This is a genomic window from Streptomyces sp. 11-1-2 (assembly GCF_003595545.1).
Taxonomy (GTDB): Bacteria; Actinomycetota; Actinomycetes; order Streptomycetales; family Streptomycetaceae; genus Streptomyces; species Streptomyces hygroscopicus_B.
Genome location: NZ_CP022545.1, coordinates 9,139,784 through 9,161,838, shown reverse-complemented (window position 1 = coordinate 9,161,838; position 22,055 = coordinate 9,139,784). Strand labels below are relative to the sequence as shown.

Sequence of the window (22,055 nt, the reverse complement as noted above, 5' to 3'; positions counted from 1 at the left end):
TCCGGGCGTCACCATCGCGCGGCTCCGTCCACCAGCAGCGTCTGCCCGGTGATGTAGCCGGAGCGCGGCCCGGCCAGGAAGGCCACCGCGTCGGCGACCTCCTCCGGCGTGGCGAGGCGGCGCAGCGCGATGCGCTCGGTGACGGCGTGGTTCTCCTCCTCCGTGTAGAGCGAGGAGCCGGGGCCGGGCTGGACGGCGCCGGGCGCCACGACGTTGACGGTGATGCCGAAGCGGCCGAAGTCCCAGGCGGCCGACGCCGCCCACGCCGAGAGCGCGGCCTTGGTGGCCGCGTACTCGGCCTGGCCGGGCATCCCGACGCTTCCGGCGCGGGATCCGACCAGCACGATCCGGCCGCCCCGCTGCCGCAGCATGCCCTTGCCGACGAGCCCGGCCAGCCGGGTCACCGAGTGGACGTTGAGGTCCCACAGGCCGTCGTCGCCGCCGGGGGTCAGGACGGAGCGCCGCAGCGTCCTGCCGTGGGCGCACACCAGGACGCCGGGCGCGACTCCGCGCTCCCTGATCCGGCCCATCGCGGCGGCCGGGTCGGTCAGGTCGGCCCGGACGGGTTCGAGCGCGCCGATCTTCGCGGCGAGCTCGGCCGCCCGGTCCATGCCCTGGTGGCACAAGGGCAGGACGGTCATGCCCGCGTCGGCGAGGGCGTGGCAGATCGCGGCACCGAGCAGGCCGCTCGCGCCGGTCACCAGCGCCACGGGCGAATCGGTCACGGCCGCTCCCGGGCGGCGAGCAGCAGTGTGCAGGCGGGGCGGCCGAGGTGCAGGGTCCGCTGGACGGTCAGCCCGGCGGCGGCCAGCCCGGCGGTCGCCGCCGTCTCGGTGGGCCAGGCGGTACCGCCGTGGGTGAGCCAGTCCAGCCGGGTCTCCGGCGGAACGCCCTCGGGCGCGTCCAGGAACACGTCGTCCACCAGCAGCCGCCCGCCGGGGGCCAGCCGCTCGGCCACGGCACGCAGGTCGGCCGCCGGGCCGTGGATCGCGTTGGCGAGCACCACCAGGTCGAAGACCCCGTCGGGGAGCGGCCCGCGCCCGGCGTAGGTGCCCTCGCCGGCGACATGGCGGTAGACACCGGGCCCGGCGGAGACCTCCAGGAGTCTTTGGCCTACGGCGAAGCGGGCCAGCGCCAGGCCGCTGCAGGCGCGGCGGTGCGCGGCCTCGCCGTGCAGGGCCGTCTCGTAGACCTCGCGCAGCCGCTCGGAGGGCCCCTCGCGGTCGAACGGGCGCCGCGCGGCCCCGGACCGGACGACCTCCGCCAGGGCCTCGCGGGTCACCCACGACCGCGACAGCTCCGCCTCCAGCGCGACCAGCGCCGTATCCGCGCCCCCGGTCCCCTCACCGGCGGTGGCGACGAGGTCCTCCGGGCGCAGCAGCCCGGCATCCTCGGCGGCGCGCAGCAACTCGGCGCAGGCCGCCTCGTCCAGGCCCAGCCGCGCCGCCAGTTCCGGCGCGGTGCTCGCTCCTTCGCCGAGCGCCTCGACGATGCCGAGGTCCACCAGAGTGAAGAGCAGCTCACTGCGCTTGTAGGCGGTGGCGGCGGCGACCAGGGCGTCCCGGCCCGCCAGGGCGAGCGCACGCGGCGGAAGGGGTTTGCCGACCCGGCCGCGCGGCACCTCGCCGACGCACCGGACACGGTCGGGGACCTTCTGGGGGCCCAGCAGCGCCTTCGCGTGCTCGCCGAGGCCGGAGACGTCCGCGCCCGGTCCGCGCACATGCACCACCTCGGCCTGAAGCGCGACCGAGGTGCCGTGCCGGACGGGGTAGACGCGGGCGTCGGCGATGTCGGGGTGGCGGCACAGCGCGGCCTCGATCTCCTCCGGCGCGATCCACCGGTCCCCGCGCCGGATGGCACGCGTGCGGCGGCCCAGCAGCCGGAGCCCGGCGGCGGGGTCGTAGGAGGCCAGGTCGCCCATGGGATGCCACGCCCCGCCGTCCACCCGCACCAGCAACTCGCCCTGCGCACCGGGCCGCATATCGGCGCCGTCCGGGGCGACGACGCGGAATTCCACGCCGTCCAGCGGGAACCCGACGCTGCCGGGCGGGCTGCCGGGCGCGCCGCTGAACAGCCCCCCGGTCTCGGTGGAGCCGTAGTTGCGCGCCAGGCCGATCCCGAACGCGGCGGCGAACCGCTCCTCCAGCGCCGCGTCGACCGGCCCCGCGCCGACCATGGCCAGGCGCAGCGCGTTGTCCGGCACCGCTCGGCCGGTGCGCTGCGCGAGCAGGCGCGCGACGGTCGGGACGAGGGCGAGCACGGTCGCCCCGGCGGCGATGTGCTCCGCGCAGCGGCCGAGCGCATTCGGCGGGACCGCGGCGATCGTGCACTCGGCCTCGAACGCGGCGTGCGCCCAGCCGAGCGCGTAGGCGTGCCACAGGTGCAGCGGCACCAGCAGCGTGTCATCCGCGCCCAGGCCCGCGTACCGCGCGTGCCGGCGCCCCTCCGCGCGCAGGGATTCCGGCGAGCGCGGGACCAGCTTGGGCGCGCCGGTGGTTCCCGAGCTGGGCAGCAGTACGGTGCCCGGCGGGTGGCCCGAGGGCGCGGGGGCGCCGGTGACCGTGACGCGGTCGCCGTCCACGGCCACGAGGCGTCCGCCCCCGGCCGCGTCCAGGAGTCTGCGGTGCTCGGCGGGGGGCGCGTCGCGGTCGAGAAGCAGCACCACGGCCCCGGCGTCGGTCAGCGTCCGGTAGGCCGCGAGCCATGGGCCACCGTTCGCTCCGGCGAGCGCGACGGTCGTCGCGGGCTCGATGCCGTCGAGCCCGTCGAGACCGTCGAGGCCGCCCGCGGTGATCGCCAGGTCAGCCACCGCAGCTCACCCCGTCGCGCCCCTCCTTGTAGAGGCGCTTGCGCTCGGCGATCAACTCCCGGATCACCGGCGGGGCGTAGGTGGGGGCCTGGCACAGCTCGTCGAGGGTGATCTCGTCCTCGAAGTACATCGACAGCGTGTCCCAGGGTGTGAAGCAGCCCTTGCACGCGTTGAGACGGGGCCGTTCGGCCAGCAGCGCGGTGTACAGGCCGGTCTCGCCGACCCGCCGCAGCGACTCGGCGTGGTCGTCCTCCAGCAGGTTGCCCATATTGGAGAACCAGATGTTCGGGCACGGGGTCACCATGCCGTCGCTGAAGGTCGAGATGACCAGGCGCGGCAGATGGCAGCGGAAGGTCCGCTCGCCCTCCCGCAGGAACGACAGCAGCCGGTCGAAGTAGGGGCGGGGCGGCAGCACCGCCGCCAGCTCGTCGTAGCGGTCGACCAGCTCCTCGATGTGGACGATCTGGTCCGGCCGCATCGCGAACCGCTCGGAGTCGGGGCCCCGCACCGGGAACGGGAAGAAGGTCGGCGGGCGCTCCCGGTCCGCGAGCCAGCGGGCGAACGCCGGCGCCTCGGGGGCGCTGCGGTCGTTCAGCACGCCGTAGATCTCCACCGGCAGGCCGCTGTCGAGGATCGTCTCGATCCGGCGCAGCACCTTGCCGTGCAGCGACTCGGTCTGCACCCGGTGTGAGTTGCCGGAGAACAGGTGGCTGTCCAGCGACACTTGAAGCACGACGTTCTTCCAGCCGCGCAGTTCCTCGAGGTGCTCCTCACGGACCAGCACCCCATTGGTCTGGACGATCAGCACCTCGTGCTGAGCGGCCTGCTCGCGCAGATAGTCCATGATCCCGGCGACCAGGAAGATCTCCCCGCCGGTGACCTTGAGCATCGGCGCGCGGAACGTGTCGTCGATGCGCCCGGCGATGAGCGGGAGGCGGCGCCCGAGGAGGCTGCCCTCGGCGTAGCGGTCCCGGGTCGGCGGCCCGAATATGAGCTGTGCGTGGTGCGACTGCTTGAGGTTGCTCTGGCCGGTGAGGCAGTACGTGCAGCTGAGATTGCACGAGTCCTCATTGATGACCAGGTCGTTTCCGAGGAGTGTGTCGATCACGGCGCGTCCTTCCGGCAGCGGACGCCCAAACGTTAACTTTAGTTGGCGACTATCGTCAATACGCCGAACTGCCTCCATCACCTGCAGGTCAAAGGATGGTCAGGGGGCGAGTTCCCGGCTACAATAGTCACAGCCATGAGAGCCGAACACAGTCAGCAGCCAGAGTTCGGTCAGCGTGTCCGGCGGCGACGCGAGGAGTTGGGCTTCTCCCAACGCCGACTCGCTGGCGACATCGTGACCGCCAGCTATATCTCCCTCCTGGAGTCCGGTCAGCGCTCCCCCACACTCGACCTCGTACTCCACCTCTCCGAGGTGCTCCAGATGCCGCTGGAGGAGCTGACCGGCCGCGGCGGGTCTTCCGCCGCCTCCGCCGAGCCCGGCGGCCTCGACCTGGTCATCGCGCGCTCCGCCGCACGCGGCGCCGCCGAGCTGGGCGACCACGCCCGCGCGGCCGAGCTGCTCGCGACCGCCTACACCACCGCGGTCGAGCACGGCACGACCGCCCTCCAGTTCGACCTCGGTCTGGCGCTGCAGGAGGAGCTGCGGTCGGCCGGGCGGCAGCCCGACCGGCTGGCGCTGCTGGAGCGCCTCGCCGATCAGGAGTGGGCCAAGACCGATCCGCATCTGCGCGTCGTCCTGTTCACCGAGCTGGCCACCGCGCAGCGCGACACCGGGCGGCTGACGGACGCGCGCAAGTCGGCCTATACGGCGCTGGGCGAGATCGGCCCGGCCAAGCTCACCGGCGCGTTCGAGCATGTCCGGCTGCTCGGCATCCTGATCTCGGTGCTCTGCGAGCTCAACGACCTCGGCCAGGTCGAGCTACTGCTCAAGGAGATGCTCTCGCTCGCCGAGGGCCACCGGCCGCCCGTGCGCGGCCGGGCCCACTGGGTCTCCAGCATCGCGTACTCCCAGCTCGGCATGGCCACCGCCGCGCGCCACCATCTGGACCTGGCCCGCGCCCAGCTCACCACGCCCGACACTCCGGTGCGCGACTGGCTGCGATTCATGCGGTCGGCCGGCAATGTCCTGCTGGACGACGGCGACCCCGGCGCGGCGCTGCCGTGGCTGCAGGCCGCCGAGCAGGTCGGCCCCATGGTCAACGCCCCCGACGAGACCACCCGGATCGTCGCGCTGCGCGCCCGCTATGAACTGGCCGTGGGCGCCGCCGCCCAGGTCGTCGAGGTCTACCCCCGGCTCAGTGCGGGCTCCGCGCCGCTGACCGGGCCCGATCTGGTCCGCGCCAACCTCATCCAGGCCGAGGCGCTGGCCGACTTGGGCCGCACCGAGGAGGCCCAGGCGTTGCTGCGCCGGACCGCGGCCCTCTGCGACGAACTGACGGCCTATGAACTGGCCGTCCGCGTCTGGAAGCGCATCGACACGCTTCGCTCATGAGGATCTTCGTCACCGGTGGCGCCGGCTTCATCGGTTCCCAGTTCGTGCGGGCCCTGCTCGCGGGCGAGCTGGCGGTCTCCGAGGGTGCCTCGGTGACCGTGTTCGACAAGCTCACCTACTCGGGCAACCTCGCCAATCTCGCCCCCGTGGCCGGCCACCCCGGCTACTCCTTCGTCCAGGGCGACATCTGCGACGCCGAGGCCGTCGACCGGGCCATGGCCGGTCACGACGCGGTGGTGCACTTCGCCGCCGAGACTCATGTGGATCGCTCCATCCTGCACTCGGCTCCGTTCGTCACCACCAATGTGCTGGGCACCCATGTCCTCCTGGACGCGGCGCGCACGCACCGGGTGAGCCGGTTCCTGCACGTGTCCACGGACGAGGTGTACGGCTCCATCACCGATGGATCATGGACCGAGGACTGTCCGCCGGCCCCCAACTCTCCCTACTCCGCCTCCAAGGCTGGTTCGGATCTGCTGGCCCTGTCCTACCACCGCACCCACGGCCTGGACGTGGTGGTCACCCGCTGCTCCAACAACTACGGCTGGTATCACTTCCCGGAGAAGATGATCCCGCTGTTCGTCACCCACTTGATGGACGGCAGGAAGGTCCCGCTGTACGGGGACGGCTCCCACGTCCGCGACTGGCTGCATGTGTCCGACCACTGCCGCGGCATCACCCTGGCGCTGGGCCAGGGCCAGGCGGGCGAGGTCTACCACATAGGCGGCGGCACCGAGGTGTCCAACAAGGAGCTCACCAGCATGCTCCTCGAGGCCACCGGGCAAGGCTGGGACATGGTCGAGCACGTCGAGGACCGCAAGGGCCACGACCTGCGCTACTCCCTGGAGATCAGCAAGATCCGCAAGGAACTGGGTTACGAGCCGCGGATCTCCTTCGCGGACGGTCTGGCCGCGACGGTGCGGTGGTACGAGGACAACCGCACCTGGTGGGAACCGCTGAAGAAGAAGGCCACCTTGATGCGCTGAGCGGATCGCGTGCCTTCCGCCTCTCCTACCCGGCCCAGCGCCTCGCCCGGGAGGGCCTGTTCCTCATCACCCAGGGGCAGACTCACACATTTGTACGATCACACAAGTGCATGGGTGCATGGGTATGCACATAATGGAGTCAAGGGCCACCTCGACACCCCTCCTCCTGCGGCGACACTCCTGGAAGGTGAGCCACACGTGAAGGCCCATGAGCACTCCCATCCCCCTGCCCCAGCACACGTTCATCCGGAAGCCCAGGCATCGGCTCACGCCCATGGGCGCAAACATGACCACGGGCACAAGCACGACAATGGACACCCGCACGACCATGGACACGGTCACGGTCATGAGCACGGACCCGACCATGGGCATGGACACGGCCGAAGCCGCTGGTCGCGCTGGAAGCACCAGATCACCCATGTGGTGAAACCCCACTCGCACGAGGCGGCGGACAAGGTCGACTCCGCCATGGAGTCCTCGGCCGAGGGCATGCGCGCCCTGTGGCTCTCCCTCGCCATCCTGGGCGTCACCGCGGTCTTCCAGACCGTGGTCGTCCTGGTGTCCGGATCGGTGGCGCTGCTGGGTGACACCATCCACAACTTCGCCGACGCGATGACCGCGCTTCCGCTCGGGGTCGCGTTCGTCCTCGGGCGGCGCGCGGCGAACCGCAAGTTCACCTACGGATACGGCCGCGCCGAGGACCTGGCCGGGATCGTCATCGTCCTCACGATCGCCGCCTCGGCGGCCGTGGCCGCCTACGAGGCCATCGACCGGCTGCTGAATCCGCGCGACATCTCCCATCTGGGGATCGTGGCCATCGCGGCGGTCGTCGGGTTCATCGGCAACGAATGGGTGGCCCGCTACCGCATCAACGTCGGGCGCAAGATCGGCTCCGCCGCGCTGGTCGCCGACGGGCTGCACGCCCGCACCGACGGATTCACGTCCCTTGCCGTGCTGTTGGGCGCCGGTGGTGCCGCGCTCGGGTGGCGGCTGGCCGACCCGATCGTCGGCCTGCTCATCACGGCCGCGATCCTTCTCGTCCTCAAGGACGCGGCACGCGAGGTCTTCCGTCGCCTGATGGACTCCGTCGACCCGGCGCTCATCGACACGGGCGAGGCCGCGATCCGCGAGGCCCCGGGCGTGCTGAGCGTGACGGAGCTGCGGATGCGCTGGATCGGGCACAGGCTGCGCGCCGAGGCCACGGTCGAGGTGGACGGCGGCCTGAGCGTGCAGGAGGCCCACGCCGTCGCAGTCGAAGTGGAACACGCGCTGATCCACGCGGTGCCACGGCTGACGGCCGCCATGGTGCACACCGACCCGGTCATCGGACCGGACATGGACGATCCGCATCTCAAGCTGGCGCCTCATCTGACATGAGACCGGGCGGCCCCGGCCCGCCCCGCCGGGGCCGCCCGTCCAGGCAATATCCAGACCAATCCGAGGCCATCACCCGCGCCAACGACACCCGCTACGGCCTCCAGGCGGGCATCTTCACCGCCGCGCTGGAGACCGCACTGGACGTGGCGGAGCGGCTGCGGGTCGGTGCGGTGATGATCAACGACAGCAGCGACTTCAGGATCGACGCCATGCCCTTCGGCGGACCCAAACGGTCGGGCGTCGGCCGCGAGGGGGTGCGCTACGCCGTGGAAGCCATGACCGAGCCCAAGATCGTCGCTGTGCGCCGCAGCGCGTAACAACCGCCACCCGGATCTCTGCCGTACGGCCTCGGCCAGGTGGCCTCGGCCGCGTCTCCTCCGCCGGGTGCCCTCAGTCGTGCGGCGGGGCCCCGGTGACCATGTGGTCCGCGTGGTTGACGGCCTCGACGACCAGCCGTCGCAGATGGCCGTCGTGGAGCGAGTACACCGAGCGGCGGCCCTCCTTGCGCACCTCGACCAGCCCGGCCAGCCGCAGCTTGGCCAGATGCTGGCTCACCGCCGGGCGGGCCGCCCCGCTGGCCTCGGTGAGGGTGTTCACATCCGCCTCGCCCCGGGCGAGGGACCACACCAGATGCAGCCGGGTGGGATCGGAGAGCAGCGAGAAGACATTGGCGGCCTCGGCGAACTGCGCCGCGCCACTGGGATGCGTATGCGACCGGGCCGCAGTTGAGGAATCCTCGCTCACCGACATGCACCCATCGTAGAGCGCTCCCACGACACGGGGGCGGCCGTCAGCGGGTCCCGATGGCTCGGACACCGGTCGATCAAGGTCACGGTCGACCGTCAACGGTCACCTCACCGCGGACGGGCGGGAGCGCTGCCGTCAGGTGGTGGAGTCGACCCGTGTCCGGCTACCTGCCGCGGTGACCGGACACGGGTCCGGTCACACGATCCCCAGCTCCCGCAGCACACGGTGCTGACTTGGTGTCGGCCTGGAAGGGAAGTACAGGTAACACACCCCTCCCGTACCGCTCTTGACCTGGCCTTTTTCATCGTAGCGCTTGGTCCGCAGCCAGATGTTCTCCCACTGGCGCCGCTTGTAGACGTGGCGGACCGCGTCGTTGCTGGGCGAGGCCGGGTCGTTGGCGATGACGTCGCCGTCCGCCGTGAAGCCGATGACGGTCATCAGATGGCCCGAGGTGCCGTATCCCGCGCCGTCCAGCTCCGTCTTGAGGAAGGACTGCGAGGTGATCACCGGAATGCCGGCGCCAATCAGCTTCTCGGCGTCGGCGAGCGAGCCGAGCCGGGTGACCACGCCCTGCAGATCGCGGTAGGTGGCGGCGTAGGCGGCGTTGAACGGCCAGTTGCCGCAGCCGTCGTACTGGTAGTCGAAGGTGGCCCGGGCGGCGTGGCAGACCTGCGGATCGGCGTAGTCGGGGTTGACCCAGGACAGGTCCGCGGCGGAGGGCTTACGGCCCCAGTACTCGATGATCATCTGCGAGGAGGTGGGGCTGCACCATGCCTCGCCGCCGTTGTCGTACTCCGGGTACTGGCCCTTGTGGATCTCCTGCGAGTAGCGCGGTACGCGCAGTTCGCGTCCCTTGGGCAGGCTCGGGGTGGAGGCGGGCACCTCGAACCGGTCGGGGACGTCCGAGCCCATCGCGCCGACCCGCCACACCGTGGGGGTGAGCTTGCTGCCGGGCTTGCGGTAGAGGGTCAGCCGCACCTGGTACTTCGCCAGTCGCAGCCCGCTCGCCGGGTCGTCGATGGAGAAGGTGTCGGTCCACACCGAGCTCTTGTCGTCGCTCTGGTCGTCCACCGAGGTGCGCCGGATGGAGGAGGCGCCGTCGTCGGAGGCCCAGCGGCCCATCACGTACCAGGGGGTCGCGGAGCCGTCGGAGTACGTGCCCTTGAGCTCGATCTGGACCCAGGTGCCGGCGGGGGTGCGGGCGTTCCAGGAGACGATGGCCTCGGTCGCGGGCACCGAGAGCGTGCGCACCGGGGAGGTCCAGGTGGCGTACTCCCAGGCGGCCTTGGTGCCGGTGTGCGGATCGGTGTAGTCCACGCTGCCCAGCGGGCGGGAGATCACGATGCCGGGGCGGGCCCCGGCATCGGCGCGGACGCCTTTGGCGGCACCGGCCAGCCAGTCGGCGTGGCCGCTCCAGCCGTGGTACTCCGCGACCCGGGCGGCCTTCGATCCCGCCGGGGCCGCGGCGGTCCCGGGGACCTGCGAGCTCGGTGTCGCGGCGGCGGCCGGACGGGCCGTCCCGGCGGTCGCGGCTGTCGTGGTGACGGCGGCGGCGCCCGCGACGCCGAGGGCGGCGGCGAGCACGGAGCGGCGAGGCGTGGATCCAGATCTGGTCATGCGGGGTTCCCCCAGTCGTCGTCCAGTCCAGTGGGCGGCGGGTGCGCGACAGTCGCACAACTATGGCCGCTGCGAGTGGTCTCAGGCCAGTGATTCCCCCGGTACCCGCTCCATCAATATTGGTGTGAACCAATGGAGTGAACGAGCCGGAAGGGCCGTATGGTGGTCCCCGATGCGAACATACCCACCGGTTGGCAGCCTGGACGCGCTGGCGCGGCGCCTGCGTGCGCTGCCGCCGTCCTGCGGGCCGGTCCGGCTGGTCGCGGTCGACGGTCACGCCGGGTCCGGGAAGACCACCTTCGCCGGGCGGCTCGCCGAGGCGCTCGGCGGTGCCCCCGTGCTGCACACGGACGACTTCGCCACCCATGAGGAGCTCTTCGGCTGGGCCGGGCGGCTGCGGAGCGAGGTCCTCGCCCCGCTGGCCCGGGGCACGGCCGCGCGCTACGCCCCGTACGACTGGGTGGAGCGCCGCTTCGCCACCACCCGGCGGCGGCTGGATCCCGCGCCGGTCGTGCTGCTGGAGGGCGTGGGCAGCGGCCGCCGGGCGGTGCGCCCGCGGCTGGCGCGGCTGTTGTGGATGGATCTGCCGGAGCGGGACTCCTGGCGGCGCGGACAGTTGCGGGACGGTCCGGAGCTGTCCGCATTCTGGGACGGATGGCTGCCCGCCGAGCGTGCGCACTTCGCCGCCGACCCCTCCCGCCCGTACGCCGGAACGTTGGTTCTGCAGCGAAAGGAGGGGTATGAGGTGCTACCGGGACCCGCGGCGAACGGCGGAGACGCGCCCTGGCCTCACACAGCGTGAACCGGCGCTCCCGACCGGGCCCGATGCCCGCACCCGGCGCATGACGCATACCCCAACTCGGCTTGACCTGGGGCCCATACAGGTCTTACGTTCTCAATGTGCGACTCGTACGAGTCGTCCCACAACGCGAAGCCCCCGGTTGTTCCCCCGTGATCGGGGGCTTCGTCCTGTCTGGCGCCGGTTTTCCGCTGCTTTGCGCCGCCACTCCATCACCCTGGGTGACGATCCGCCCCAGGCCCCGTGCGCCCCTTACACGCCCCCGCGCACACCTACCCGACCTTGTGTGATTGCAACGAACAACAGTGCGGCACCCTCGGCCCATGCGGGCTGCGCAGGTACGATGCGAAAGGGGCATTCGCCCCTGCGGCATCCACGGGGGCTGGGGTTGTGGGGGACGTGATGGATTTCGGCAGGCAAGGTTCGCACGCCCCGGCCGACCTCGCCTGGCTGCGAGCCGTCGACGCCTACACGATGGGCGCGTACGCACAGGCCGAGGAGGAGTTCCGGGCCGCGACGCGGCTCGACCCCGGAATGGCCGACGCCTGGCTCGGACTGCACGCGCTGCGGGCCGACACCGCGGCCGCGCTGCTGCGGATGTACCGGCACCGCGACCGCTTCGGCGAGCAGCGCGCCCGCCACCGCCGCACCCTCAACTCCTGGTATTGGCTGGGCTGGTGGGTCCAGCCGGTACTGGAGACCAGCCGGGACCTGCTGCTCGCCCACGCCTCGCACTGGCTCGACGGCCGCCATGTGCCCGAGCTGGACCGGGCGCTGGCCGGCTGCCCGCCAGTGGAAGCCGATCCGCAGGCCCGCTTTCTGCACGCCTGCCGCGCCTATCTGGTCAAGGACTGGGAGCAGCTCGTGCGCCACACCGAGCCGCTGCTGGACGATCCGTTCCTCGGTATCGAGGCGGGTCTGTTCGCCGGGATGGCGCGGGTCCGGCTGGAGATGTACAGCCAGGCCGAGCCGCTGCTCGCCGCCGCCTTAATGCGCTGTCGCAGCGAACAGCCCCAGCGCAAGGAGCTGCGCTACTGGCTCGCCCGCGCACATGAGGGCACCGGGCGCAGCGCCGCCGCGCTCCCCCTCTACCGCGCGGTGCACCGCATCGACTCCACCTTCATGGACACCTCGGCGCGACTCGCGGCGATAGCCGAGTCCGACGGGCTGGACGAGCCCGCGGATCTGGCCGCCGTCTCGCTGGCCGGGGCCGGTGGCCAGGACGCCACGGACGGCCGGGACACCACCGCCGACCCCGCCGATACACTGCCCGCCGACGGCCGCGATCCGCGGGCCGCGGCCGAGGGGCCCGAGGGCCCGCCGCTGATCGGCCCCGCCGTGGTCGGCGCGGGCGGCACCCGCGCCCGGGCCGGTCTGCCCTCCCAGCCCGGCCCCTCGGATCCGGTGCTGCTGGAGAGCGCGCTGCAGGAACTGGAGCGCATGGTCGGCCTGGAGCCGGTCAAGCGGCAGGTGCGGGCGCTGTCGGCGCAGCTCCACATGGCGCGGCTGCGCGCCGGCCAGGGGCTGCCGGTCCAGCCGCCCAAGCGGCACTTCGTCTTCTCCGGCCCCTCCGGCACCGGCAAGACCACCGTGGCCCGCATCCTCGGCCGGGTCTTCTACGCCCTCGGGCTGCTCGGCGGCGACCATCTGGTGGAGGCCGGGCGCGCCGATCTGGTCGGCGAATACCTGGGCCAGACGGCGGTGAAGGCCAATGAGCTGATCGACTCGGCGCTCGGCGGAGTGCTCTTCGTCGACGAGGCGTACTCCCTGTCCAACTCGGGCTACAGCAAGGGCGACGCGTACGGCGACGAGGCGCTTCAGGTGCTGCTCAAGCGCGCCGAGGACAACCGCGACCGGCTCGTGGTGATCCTCGCCGGCTACCCCGAGGGCATGGACCGGCTGCTGGCCGCCAACCCCGGCCTCGGCTCCCGCTTCACCACCCGCGTCGACTTCCCCAGCTACCGCCCGCTGGAGCTCACCCGCATCGGTGAGGTGCTGGCGGCGGAGAACGGGGATGTGTGGGACGAGGAGGCCGTGGAGGAACTGCGCAGCATCAGCGGCCATGTGGTGGACCAGAGCTGGATCGACGAGCTGGGCAACGGCCGGTTCCTTCGCACGCTCTACGAGAAGAGCTGCGCCTACCGGGATCTGCGGCTCTCCGGCTGGAGCGGCACGCCGACCCGCGACGACCTGGCCACGCTGCGGCTGCCGGATCTGATGCAGGCGTACGGGGAGGTCCTGTCGGGTCGCGGTCCCATGTACCGCGACCCCCAGGACCCACCGCTGGGGTAGCAAGCGCCTGCGGCGGGCTTTCCCCTACCTGAAGTCAGCCCCTCCAGGGGGCACCTCCCAGCGGTAGCTGGGGGAGATTGAGGAGCGGGGTCCGGGGCGGAGCCCCGGTTGTGGGGCCCGCCGCGGGCGCGACCGCGGTCAGCCGACCATCGCCCGCTCCTCCTTGGAGAGTGCGGCCGGAGCCTCGCCCCTGGGCTCGGCCACCCGGTCCCGGGTCCCACCCCGGTGGGCGGGGTCATGGACCTCGCCGACCAGCTTCTCCAGGACGTCCTCCAGGGCGACCAGCCCCAGCACCGTGCCGGACGCGTCGGCGACGGCCGCCAGATGGGAGGCGGCCCGGCGCATCGCGGTCAGGGCGTCGTCCAGCGGCAGCTCCGCCCGGAGCGTCTCGATCGGATGCCAGACCCGCTGCGGCACCGCCCGCTCCGGGAACTCCAGCTCCAGGACGTCCTTCACATGCAGATAGCCCATGAAGGCGCCGCCGGGGCCGCGCACCGGAAAGCGCGAGTAGCCGGTGCGCACGGTCAGCTCCTCGATCTCCCGGGGGGTGACCGAGGGGTCGACGGTGACCAGGCCCGCCGGGTCCAGGAGGACGTCGGTGATCGGGCGGCTGCCCAGCTCCAGGGCGTCCGCGAGCCGCTCGTGCTCACCGGGGTCGAGCAGCCCGGCCTGCCGGGAGTCCTCGACCAGATGGGTCAGCTGCTCACTGGTGAAGACGGCCTCGACCTCGTCCTTGGGCTCCACCCGGAACAGCCGCAGCACCAGCCGGGCGCACGCCCCCAGCAGCGCGGTGACCGGCCGGCACAGCCGCGCGAAGCCGACCAGCCCGGGGCCGAGCCACAGCGCGGTCTTGGCCGGCGCCGCCATGGCCAGGTTCTTCGGCACCATCTCGCCGATGAGCAGATGGAGGCAGACGACCACGGCGAGCGCGATGGCGTAGCCGAGGGGGTGCACCAGCTGCTCGGGCAGATGGACGGTGTGGAAGACCGGCTCCAGGAGCTGGGCGACGGTCGGCTCGGCGACCGCGCCGAGCGTCAGCGAGCAGATGGTGATGCCGAACTGCGCGGCCGCCATCATCTGCGGCAGGTTCTCCAGGCCCGTCAGCACCGTCCGGGCGCGCCCGGAGCCCTCGGCCGCGCGCGGTTCGATCTGGCTGCGGCGCACCGAGACCAGGGCGAACTCGGCGCCCACGAAGAAGCCGTTGACGAGGACCAGCAGGGCGGCGAAGAGAAGCTGTACCACACTCATCGTCCGGTCCCCTCCCCGGCCGCGGCGCCGGCAGTCACCTTCAGCGGCGTACCCGGCTTCGTACGGACGATGCGCACCAGCTCCGCCCGGTGGTGGCCGACCTGCCGGACGGCCAGTTTCCAGCCGGGCAGCTCGGCGGTGTCGCCGGGGACGGGGATCCGCGCCAGCAGATCGGCCACCAGCCCGGCCACGGTCTCGTACGGCCCGTCGGGCGCGTCGAGGCCGATCCGGCGCAGGGCGTCGACGCGGCAACCGCCGTCGGCGTCCCACGCGGTGCGGCCGTCCTCGGTGAGGGCCTGCACCAGGTCCGGGGTCTCCGCGGCCTCGTCGTCGTGCTCGTCGCGCACCTCGCCGACCAGCTCCTCGACGATGTCCTCCAGGGTGACCACACCGGCCGTGCCGCCGTATTCGTCGACGACCACGGCTATCGGCTGTTCGCTGCGCAGCCGCTCCAGCAGCGGCTGGACCGGCAGCGTCTCGGGGACCAGCAGCGGCGGCTGGGCGATCCGGCTGACGGAGGTGCGCAGCCGGTCCCCCGCGGGCACCGCGAGGGCGTCCTTGAGGTGCACCATCCCGATGACCTCGTCCAGCCGGTGGCGGTAGACGGGGAAGCGGGACAGCCCGGTGGCCCGGGTGAGGTTGAGCACATCCACGGCGGTCGCCGAGGAGTGCAGCGCGCTGACCCGCACCCGCGGGGTCATCACATGCTGGGTGGTCAGCTCGCCCAGGGACAGGGTGCGGACGAACAGATCCGCCGTGTCCTGCTCGATCGCGCCGGCCCGCGCCGAATGGCGGGCGAGTGAGACCAGCTCACCGGGGGTGCGGGCGGAGGCCAGCTCCTCGGTGGGCTCGACGCCAAGCGCCCGCACCAGCCGGTTGGCCACGGTGTTGAGCAGGGCGATCACCGGCCGGAAGAAGCGGGCGAAGGCGTACTGCGGGCCCGCGACGAAGCGCGCGACCTGCAGCGGCCGGGAGACCGCCCAGTTCTTGGGCACCAGCTCACCGATGACCATCTGGACCGCGGAGGCCAGCAGCATGCCGAGGACGACGGCGACACCGGAGACGGCGCCGTGCGGCAGTCCGACCGCCTCCAGCGGCGCGGTCAGCAGATGGCCGAGCGCGGGCTCGGCGAGCATGCCGACGATCAGCGAGGTGATGGTGATGCCGAGCTGGGTGCCGGAGAGCTGGAAGGACAGCTCGCGCAGCGCCTCGACGACGGTACGGGCGCGCTTGTCGCCCTCGTCGGCCGCTCGCTCGGCGTCCGGGCGCTCGACGGTGACCAGGCCGAACTCGGCGGCCACGAAGAAGCCGTTGGCGAGGATCAGGACAAGTGCCGCGGAGAGCAGCAGGAGGGACAGGGTGGTGCTCATGCCGCCGCCTTGTGGTCGGCGGCGGCGCAGGTACTACAGGACGATCCGTCCATCTGCGGAGGGAGTCACTCCTCGGGTCGCAGGGGAGCCCGCCAGGGCGCACGCGGTGCGTGCGCACAGGGAGAGGCGGGGTGGGGCACCGTTCGGCCCCGGCAACAGGGTAATCAAGGATGGGGCGTGACGGGCAGGCCCCTCACGCCGTTGGAGTGCCGATCAGTTTCCCGGCCGGTTCGATGGGACCCGCCCGAAAGAGGCGAAAACGGGTGTAAAGGGGCAGCTCAGCACTGCTGGGGCCGGGCGGCCCGGCCGGGCGGCTCAGTCCATGGCACGGCCCGTGCCGCGTTGCTCGGCGAGGGCGCGCAGGGCCCGCGCGTCGCTGATGGCCCGCGCCTTGGCGATGCCCGGCTGGATGCCCATCGCGGGCAGGCTGGTGCCGTCGGCGAGGTCCAGGTAGACCCACGGGTCGCCGGGGCGCAGATTGACCCGGAGCACCTCCGCCCACTCCAGCCGCCGCTTGGTGGTGAGGTTGACGACGGTCACGCCGTCCTCCTCGGCCACCACCTTGGGGCGGCTGAGCAGCGTCAGCACCCCGAAGAACAGCAGTCCGGTGATGATGAAGCTGGCCCTCTCTCCCGGCCCCAGCCGCTCCAGGAGCAGGGCGACCACCGTGAGGACGACCAGGACGGCGACGCCGACGGTCATCAGGACGGCCCGGGTCCTGGTAGGCCGGAAGGTGACGGGCAGGGCGGGCGGGTGCGCGGCGGCGGACACGTGGGTCGGCCTCTCGGATGAGGAGGAACGGGAGGGAAGGCGGGGCGGGGGCGGCCGTCAGAGGCGGCAGGCGTGGATGCCCGTGGTGAGGATGGCCCGGGCCCCCAGGTCGTAGAGCTCGTCCATGATCCGCTGGGCGTCCTTGGCGGGGACCATCGAGCGGACCGCGACCCAGCCCTCGTGGTGCAGCGGGGAGACGGTGGGCGACTCCAGGCCCGGGGTGAGCGCGACGGCGCGCTCCACCTGCTCCACCCGGATGTCGTAGTCCATCATCACGTAGCGCCGGGCGACCAGGACGCCCTGCATGCGGCGGAGGAACTGCTGGACCTTGGGGTCGTCACTGGGGTCGCCGGTGCGGCGGATGACGACCGCCTCGGACTCCAGGATGGGCTCGCCGATGATCTCCAGCCCGGCGTTGCGCAGGGTGGTGCCGGTCTCGACCACATCCGCGATGATCTCGGCGACACCGAGCTGGATGGCGGTCTCGACGGCCCCGTCGAGGTGGACCACGGCGGCGTCCACCCCGTTGTCGGCGAGGTGCTTGGTGACCAGGCCGGCGAAGGAGGTGGCCACGGTCATCCCGCCGAACTCGCTGACGTCCTTCGCCGTGCCGGGGCGGGTGGCGTAGCGGAAGGTGGACCCGGCGAAGCCGAGCTGCATGATCTCCTCGGCCTGGGAGCCGGAGTCCAGCAGCAGATCGCGGCCGGTGATGCCGATGTCGAGCCGGCCGGAGCCCACGTACACGGCGATGTCGCGGGGGCGGAGGAAGAAGAACTCCACCTCGTTCTCCGCGTCGACGAGGACCAGCTCCCGGCGGTCCTTGCGCTGCCGGTAGCCCGCCTCATGGAGCATCGCCGACGCAGGCTCGGACAGTGAACCCTTGTTGGGGACGGCGATGCGCAGCATGAGTGCTCTTTCCTTCGGTTGCGAGGGTGAGGGTGTGGGCGGGGGGTGTCAGAGGTGGGCGTAGACGTCGTCGAGGGTCAGCCCCTTGGCGACCATCATCACCTGAAGGTGGTACAGGAGCTGGGAGATCTCCTCGGCGGTCGCCTCGTCGCTTTCGTACTCGGCGGCCATCCACACCTCGGCGGCCTCCTCCACGACCTTCTTACCGATGGCGTGCACACCGGAGTGGACCAGTTCGGCGGTGCGGGAGGTGGCGGGATCGGCCGTGGCGGCCTTCTGCTGGAGCTCGGTGAAGAGCTCCTCGAACGTCTTCTTGGGCATGGTGTCCGTCATCCTACTTGGGCCGTGCGACACCCCTCAGCGCCAGGGTTCGGCGACCGAGCGCAGGGTGGTGGCGGTGGCGACGGCCGCGGTGACCGCCTCATGGCCCTTGTCCTCGCTGGAGCCCGCGATCCCGGCCCGGTCCAGGGCCTGCTCCTCGGTGTCGCAGGTCAGCACGCCGAAGCCGATGGGAACGCCGGTGTCCACGCTGACCTGGGTCAGCCCCTGGGTGACGCCCTGGCACACATACTCGAAGTGCGGGGTGCCGCCACGGATGACGACGCCCAGGGCCACGATCGCGTCATAGCCGCGGTCCGCGAGCACCTTGGCGACCACCGGCAGCTCGAAGCTGCCCGGCACCCGCAGCACGGTGGGCTCGTCGATGCCCAGCTCTCCGAGGGCGCGCAGGGCGCCGTCGAGCAGCCCGTCCATCACCTTCTCGTGCCACTGTGCGGCGATGACGGCGACGCGCAGGTCCCCGCAGTTCTTCACGGACAGTTCGGGGGCGCCCTTACCGCTCACGTCTCTCCTCGGTGCTTTCGCTGATGTGCTGGTGTATGGGGGTACTTGAGGTGGTCACTGGTTGCCGCAGGCGGAAACGGGCTCGGCGCGGTCGCCGTCCAGCCAGGGCAGGTCGTGCCCCATCCGGTCCCGCTTCGTCCGCAGGTAGCGGAGATTGTGCTCCCCGGCCTGGACGGGCATCGGCTCCCGGCCGGTGACCCGCAGCCCGTGCCGGACCAGCCCGGTGGTCTTGTCCGGGTTGTTGGTCATCAGCCGCAGCGAGCGCACGCCGAGGTCGGCGAGGATCTCCGCGCCCGCGGCGTAGTCCCGCGCGTCGGCGGGCAGGCCGAGCTCCAGATTGGCGTCCAGGGTGTCCCGGCCCAGCTCCTGCAGCTCGTACGCGCGCAGCTTGGACAGCAGTCCGATGCCGCGCCCCTCGTGGCCGCGCAGATACAGGACGACGCCACGGCCCTCGGCGGTGACCCGCTCCAGCGCGGCGTGCAGCTGGGGGCCGCAGTCGCAGCGCAGCGAGTGGAAGACATCGCCGGTGAGGCATTCGGAGTGGACGCGGACCAGCACGTCCTCACCGTCCCCGATCTCGCCCTGGACCAGCGCGATGTGCTCCACGCCGTCGGACGCGCGGTAGCCGAACGCCCGGAAGTCGCCGAAGGCGGTGGGCAGCCGGGTCTCGGCCTCGCGCCGCACCAGCGGCTCGGCGGGCTTGCGGTACGCGATCAGATCGGCGATGGAGACGATCGCCAGGTCGTGCTTGCGGGCGAACGCGACCAGTTCGGGCAGGCGCAGCATCACGCCGTCCTCCCCCGCGATCTCGCAGATCACGGCCGCCGGGCGCAGTCCGGCGAGCCGGGCCAGGTCGACCCCGGCCTCGGTGTGGCCGTCGCGGGCGAGCACACCGCCGGGGCGAGCGCGCAGCGGGAAGATATGGCCGGGGCGCACGAGGTCGCCGGGGACGGTGCCCGGGTCGGCCAGCAGCCGCAGGGTGGTGGCCCGGTCGGCGGCGGAGATCCCGGTGCTGACGCCGTGTTCGGCGGTGGCGTCGACCGAGACGGTGAAGGCGGTCCGCATGGACTCGGTGTTCTCTTCGACCATCTGGGGAAGCCGGAGCCGGTCGAGGTCGGCGCTCTCCATGGGCGCGCAGATGAGTCCCCGGCACTCGTTCATCATGAACGCGACGATCTCCGGGGTGATCATCTCGGCAGCGGCGACGAGGTCGCCCTCGTTCTCCCGGTCCTCGTCGTCCACGACGACGACGGGGCGGCCCGCGGCGATGTCGGCGATGGCCCGCTCGATGGGGTCCAGGGCCAGCTCGTCGGGCCAGTGCGCGGCTCGCAGGGGAGCGGCCGGGCCACTCGGATGCGGGTCGCTGACCGCGTATGCCTCGCTCATGCTGTGGCCTCCTCGTCCTGCGTGCCGTTGTTCCGCATGCCGTTGTCCAGCAAGCCGGTGCCCTGCGGGCCGTTGTTCTGCGGGCCGTTGTCCCGTCCCAGCAGCCGTTCGACGTACTTGGCGAGCACGTCCACCTCGAGGTTGACCGGGTCCCCGGCCTGTTTGACGCCGAGCGTGGTGAGCGCGAGGGTCGTCGGGATGAGGCTGACGGTGAAGTAGTCGGGGCCCGCGTCGACGACGGTCAGGCTGATGCCGTCGACCGTGATGGAGCCCTTCTCGACGACATAGCGGCTCAGCTCGGCGGGCAGCGAGATCTTCACGATCTCCCAGTGCTCGGAGAGCTTGCGGTCCACGATGGCGCCGGTGCCGTCCACATGGCCCTGCACGATGTGGCCGCCGAGCCGTCCGCCCAGCGCCATGGGGCGCTCCAGGTTGACCCGGGAGCCGATGTCGAGCGCGCCGAGGCTGGAGCGGTCCAGGGTCTCGGCCATGACGTCGGCGCTGAACCGGGTGCCCTCCGCGTCCTCGATGAGGTCGACGACGGTGAGACAGACGCCGTTGACGGCGATGGAGTCGCCGTGCTTCGCCCCCTCGGTGACGACGGGGCCGCGCACCTGGAAGCGGGACGCGTCGCCCAGGTGCTCGATGGCGACGATCTCACCCAGTTCTTCGACAATTCCGGTGAACACTTCAGTTCTCCTCGGCGAGGGGGGCGGGGGCGACGGGAACGGCGGTGACGCGCAGATCGGGGCCGAGCCGGGTGACGTCGGCCGTCTCGAGGCGCAACGCCTGCGCGATGGTGGTGATTCCGGCGTCGGCGAGGGCGGCGGGGCCCGCGCCGAGCAGGACGGGAGCGAGATAGCCGACGACCTTGTCGACGGCGCCCGCGGCGAGGAACGCGCCGGCGAGGGTGGGCCCGCCCTCCAGCAGGACGGAGCGCACCCCGCGGCCGTGCAGCTCGGCGAGGAGGGCGGGGATCGCGAGACCGCCGTCCGCGCGCGGCAGCCTTACGGTCTCCACGCCCGGCCGCCGGGGCAGATGGGCGGTACTGGCGTCCTCGGCGACGGCGAGCAGCGTGGGCGCGGCGTCGTCCAGGACCCGGGCGCCGGGCTTGATGGTCCCGGCCGTGTCCACGACGACCCGCAGCGGCTGGGTGACACCCTCCCGGTCCCGTACGGCCAGGTGGGGGTCGTCGGCGCGCAGGGTGCCGGAGCCGACGACGACGGCGTCGGCCGCCGCGCGCAACCGGTGCACATCGGCGCGGGACGCGGGGGAGGTGATCCACCGGCTGGTGCCGTCGGCGGCGGCGCTGCGGCCGTCCAGGGTCGCGGCGAACTTCCACAGTACGAAGGGGCGGCCGCGGCGCATCGCGGTCAGCCAGGGCTCGTTGACCGCCTCGGCCTCCTCGGCCAGCAGCCCGGCATCGACCTCCACCCCGGCGGCGGCGAGGGTCGCGGCGCCGCCCCGGGCCTGTGCGGTGGGGTCGCCGACGGCGTAATGGACGCGGGCGATCCCGGCGGCGATCAGGGCCTGGGAGCAGGGGCCGGTGCGGCCGGTGTGGTCACACGGTTCGAGGGTGACGAGGGCGGTGCCGCCACGGGCCCGCTCCCCCGCCGCGCGCAGCGCGTGGACCTCGGCATGCGGACCACCGGCCCGCTGGTGCCAGCCCTCGCCGACGACGCGGCCGCCGGCGTCGAGGATGACGCAGCCGACGACGGGGTTGGGGCTGGTGTGGCCGAGGCCGCGGGCGGCGAGCGCGACGGCATGGCGCATCGCTTGGGCTTCGGCTGCGGTGGCCACCGGGTCCTCCTGCCTCTTCGGGCACGGACTCCGGGGCTGTCGAGATGACAAAGAAACGGGAACGCCGTCGCCGGCACGCCAGGTTCGGCAAAAGGCCCGCCCTACCTACGCAAGGACAGACCGCCGAGGCGGCGCACCGGTGATGTCGCTACCGCCGCGCACTGCCTCCCATCCGGACTTTCACCGTCGGTCCAGGAATTTCACCTGGTCAACCGGCCGCTGGCGGCGGACGGGTCGCGGACTGTAACCGCCGGTTCGGATTTTCACCGACCCCGGAGTGCGCTGACGTCACTGGTACGCCCCTAGTGTGCCATGGCCATCAGCGCAGGTGGGAGGCAAGACCAATGTGGCCTCCCTCACCCACCCCGCCCGGGGGTAGTTCCCCCACCCCGCCCCTTCCCGAACCGGGGACCAAGCCCCCGCCCCCCGGCAGCCCCCAGGGCGCCGCGCCCACCACCGGCGGCCGCGGCGCCCACCGGACGCGGGCCCACGCCTACCCCGGCCGCCCGCGGGGCACCGGGTTTTCAACGGACTCCGCGGCATCCACACCGGTCCCGAACCGGGGGCCACAGCCCCGACCCCGACAACCCCGGGCCAGCACCTC

Annotated in this window: 20 protein-coding genes and 1 riboswitch; of the genes, 6 read left to right on the top strand and 14 right to left on the bottom strand. The window is 72.2% G+C overall.

What is annotated here, in order from left to right:
- Window positions 1-8: 8 nt before the first annotated feature.
- From CGL27_RS50440 to CGL27_RS39385, 3 genes are read right to left on the bottom strand one after another with little or no spacing between them, the layout of a single operon-like run.
- Entirely contained in the window at window positions 9-725 is a 717-nt protein-coding gene (locus CGL27_RS50440; RefSeq protein WP_162953168.1) for an SDR family oxidoreductase, read from the bottom strand.
- On the bottom strand, window positions 722-2,809 hold the full coding sequence (locus CGL27_RS39390; RefSeq protein ID WP_119992357.1) for an AMP-binding protein: 2,088 nt from the start codon (window positions 2,807-2,809) through the stop codon (window positions 722-724). Before CGL27_RS39390 ends, CGL27_RS50440 begins: the two co-directional genes overlap by 4 nt.
- On the bottom strand, window positions 2,802-3,917 hold the full coding sequence (locus CGL27_RS39385; protein ID WP_078639796.1) for a radical SAM protein: 1,116 nt from the start codon (window positions 3,915-3,917) through the stop codon (window positions 2,802-2,804). Before CGL27_RS39385 ends, CGL27_RS39390 begins: the two co-directional genes overlap by 8 nt.
- Before the next feature lie 135 nt (window positions 3,918-4,052).
- Between CGL27_RS39385 and CGL27_RS39380 the strand changes: the two genes are divergently transcribed.
- The 4 genes from CGL27_RS39380 to CGL27_RS39360 all read left to right on the top strand — a co-directional run bounded on the left by CGL27_RS39380 (window position 4,053) and on the right by CGL27_RS39360 (window position 7,989).
- Window positions 4,053-5,309 carry a helix-turn-helix domain-containing protein gene (locus CGL27_RS39380; protein ID WP_119992356.1) on the top strand — a complete coding sequence of 419 codons (1,257 nt, stop codon included), beginning with the start codon at window positions 4,053-4,055 and terminating at the stop codon, window positions 5,307-5,309.
- On the top strand, window positions 5,306-6,295 hold the full coding sequence (rfbB, locus tag CGL27_RS39375) for a dTDP-glucose 4,6-dehydratase (RefSeq protein WP_119992355.1): 990 nt from the start codon (window positions 5,306-5,308) through the stop codon (window positions 6,293-6,295). The genes CGL27_RS39380 and rfbB overlap by 4 nt, the downstream gene beginning before the upstream one ends.
- A gap of 420 nt (window positions 6,296-6,715) precedes the next feature.
- Window positions 6,716-7,672 (top strand): cation diffusion facilitator family transporter, encoded by a 957-nt coding sequence (locus CGL27_RS39365; RefSeq protein WP_107438997.1) that lies wholly within the window; start codon window positions 6,716-6,718, stop codon window positions 7,670-7,672.
- Window positions 7,669-7,989, top strand: a complete 321-nt coding sequence (locus tag CGL27_RS39360; protein WP_240450798.1) for an aldehyde dehydrogenase family protein — start codon at window positions 7,669-7,671, stop codon at window positions 7,987-7,989. Before CGL27_RS39365 ends, CGL27_RS39360 begins: the two co-directional genes overlap by 4 nt.
- Before the next feature lie 73 nt (window positions 7,990-8,062).
- On the opposite strand, the gene CGL27_RS39355 is transcribed toward CGL27_RS39360, so the two are convergent.
- Together CGL27_RS39355 and CGL27_RS39350 are read right to left on the bottom strand one after the other, a co-directional pair.
- Window positions 8,063-8,422 carry a metalloregulator ArsR/SmtB family transcription factor gene (locus CGL27_RS39355; protein ID WP_119992353.1) on the bottom strand — a complete coding sequence of 120 codons (360 nt, stop codon included), beginning with the start codon at window positions 8,420-8,422 and terminating at the stop codon, window positions 8,063-8,065.
- A 192-nt stretch (window positions 8,423-8,614) separates the two neighbouring features.
- Window positions 8,615-10,036 carry a peptidase C39 family protein gene (locus CGL27_RS39350; RefSeq protein WP_119992352.1) on the bottom strand — a complete coding sequence of 474 codons (1,422 nt, stop codon included), beginning with the start codon at window positions 10,034-10,036 and terminating at the stop codon, window positions 8,615-8,617.
- Window positions 10,037-10,208: 172 nt separating this feature from the next.
- Here CGL27_RS39350 and CGL27_RS39345 point away from each other — a divergent pair, with 172 nt between their 5' ends.
- On the top strand, window positions 10,209-10,838 hold the full coding sequence (locus tag CGL27_RS39345; RefSeq protein ID WP_119992351.1) for a hypothetical protein: 630 nt from the start codon (window positions 10,209-10,211) through the stop codon (window positions 10,836-10,838).
- A 399-nt stretch (window positions 10,839-11,237) separates the two neighbouring features.
- Window positions 11,238-13,127 carry an AAA family ATPase gene (locus CGL27_RS39340; protein ID WP_078639810.1) on the top strand — a complete coding sequence of 630 codons (1,890 nt, stop codon included), beginning with the start codon at window positions 11,238-11,240 and terminating at the stop codon, window positions 13,125-13,127.
- A 138-nt stretch (window positions 13,128-13,265) separates the two neighbouring features.
- Here CGL27_RS39340 and CGL27_RS39335 read toward each other — a convergent pair whose 3' ends face one another.
- The 9 genes from CGL27_RS39335 to ribD form a co-directional block, all read right to left on the bottom strand.
- Window positions 13,266-14,375: a hemolysin family protein gene (locus tag CGL27_RS39335; RefSeq protein WP_119992350.1), complete on the bottom strand. Its 1,110-nt coding sequence runs from the start codon at window positions 14,373-14,375 to the stop codon at window positions 13,266-13,268.
- Window positions 14,372-15,745, bottom strand: coding sequence for a hemolysin family protein (locus CGL27_RS39330; protein ID WP_119992349.1), 1,374 nt, complete (start codon window positions 15,743-15,745; stop codon window positions 14,372-14,374). Before CGL27_RS39330 ends, CGL27_RS39335 begins: the two co-directional genes overlap by 4 nt.
- Window positions 15,746-16,060: 315 nt before the next feature.
- On the bottom strand, window positions 16,061-16,516 hold the full coding sequence (locus CGL27_RS39325) for a PH domain-containing protein (RefSeq protein ID WP_119992348.1): 456 nt from the start codon (window positions 16,514-16,516) through the stop codon (window positions 16,061-16,063).
- Between the two features lie 57 nt (window positions 16,517-16,573).
- Window positions 16,574-17,422: an ATP phosphoribosyltransferase gene (gene hisG / locus CGL27_RS39320; protein WP_078639814.1), complete on the bottom strand. Its 849-nt coding sequence runs from the start codon at window positions 17,420-17,422 to the stop codon at window positions 16,574-16,576.
- Window positions 17,423-17,470: 48 nt separating this feature from the next.
- Entirely contained in the window at window positions 17,471-17,755 is a 285-nt protein-coding gene (locus tag CGL27_RS39315; protein WP_043235886.1) for a phosphoribosyl-ATP diphosphatase, read from the bottom strand.
- A 24-nt stretch (window positions 17,756-17,779) separates the two neighbouring features.
- Entirely contained in the window at window positions 17,780-18,265 is a 486-nt protein-coding gene (gene ribH, locus CGL27_RS39310) for a 6,7-dimethyl-8-ribityllumazine synthase (protein WP_119992347.1), read from the bottom strand.
- Between the two features lie 54 nt (window positions 18,266-18,319).
- On the bottom strand, window positions 18,320-19,651 hold the full coding sequence (locus CGL27_RS39305) for a bifunctional 3,4-dihydroxy-2-butanone-4-phosphate synthase/GTP cyclohydrolase II (RefSeq protein ID WP_240450797.1): 1,332 nt from the start codon (window positions 19,649-19,651) through the stop codon (window positions 18,320-18,322).
- Window positions 19,648-20,340, bottom strand: coding sequence for a riboflavin synthase (locus CGL27_RS39300; RefSeq protein WP_119992346.1), 693 nt, complete (start codon window positions 20,338-20,340; stop codon window positions 19,648-19,650). Before CGL27_RS39300 ends, CGL27_RS39305 begins: the two co-directional genes overlap by 4 nt.
- A 1-nt stretch (window position 20,341) precedes the next feature.
- On the bottom strand, window positions 20,342-21,451 hold the full coding sequence (gene ribD / locus CGL27_RS39295; protein ID WP_119992345.1) for a bifunctional diaminohydroxyphosphoribosylaminopyrimidine deaminase/5-amino-6-(5-phosphoribosylamino)uracil reductase RibD: 1,110 nt from the start codon (window positions 21,449-21,451) through the stop codon (window positions 20,342-20,344).
- Window positions 21,452-21,605: 154 nt separating this feature from the next.
- Window positions 21,606-21,736: riboswitch (FMN riboswitch) on the bottom strand.
- Window positions 21,737-22,055 lie beyond the last annotated feature (319 nt).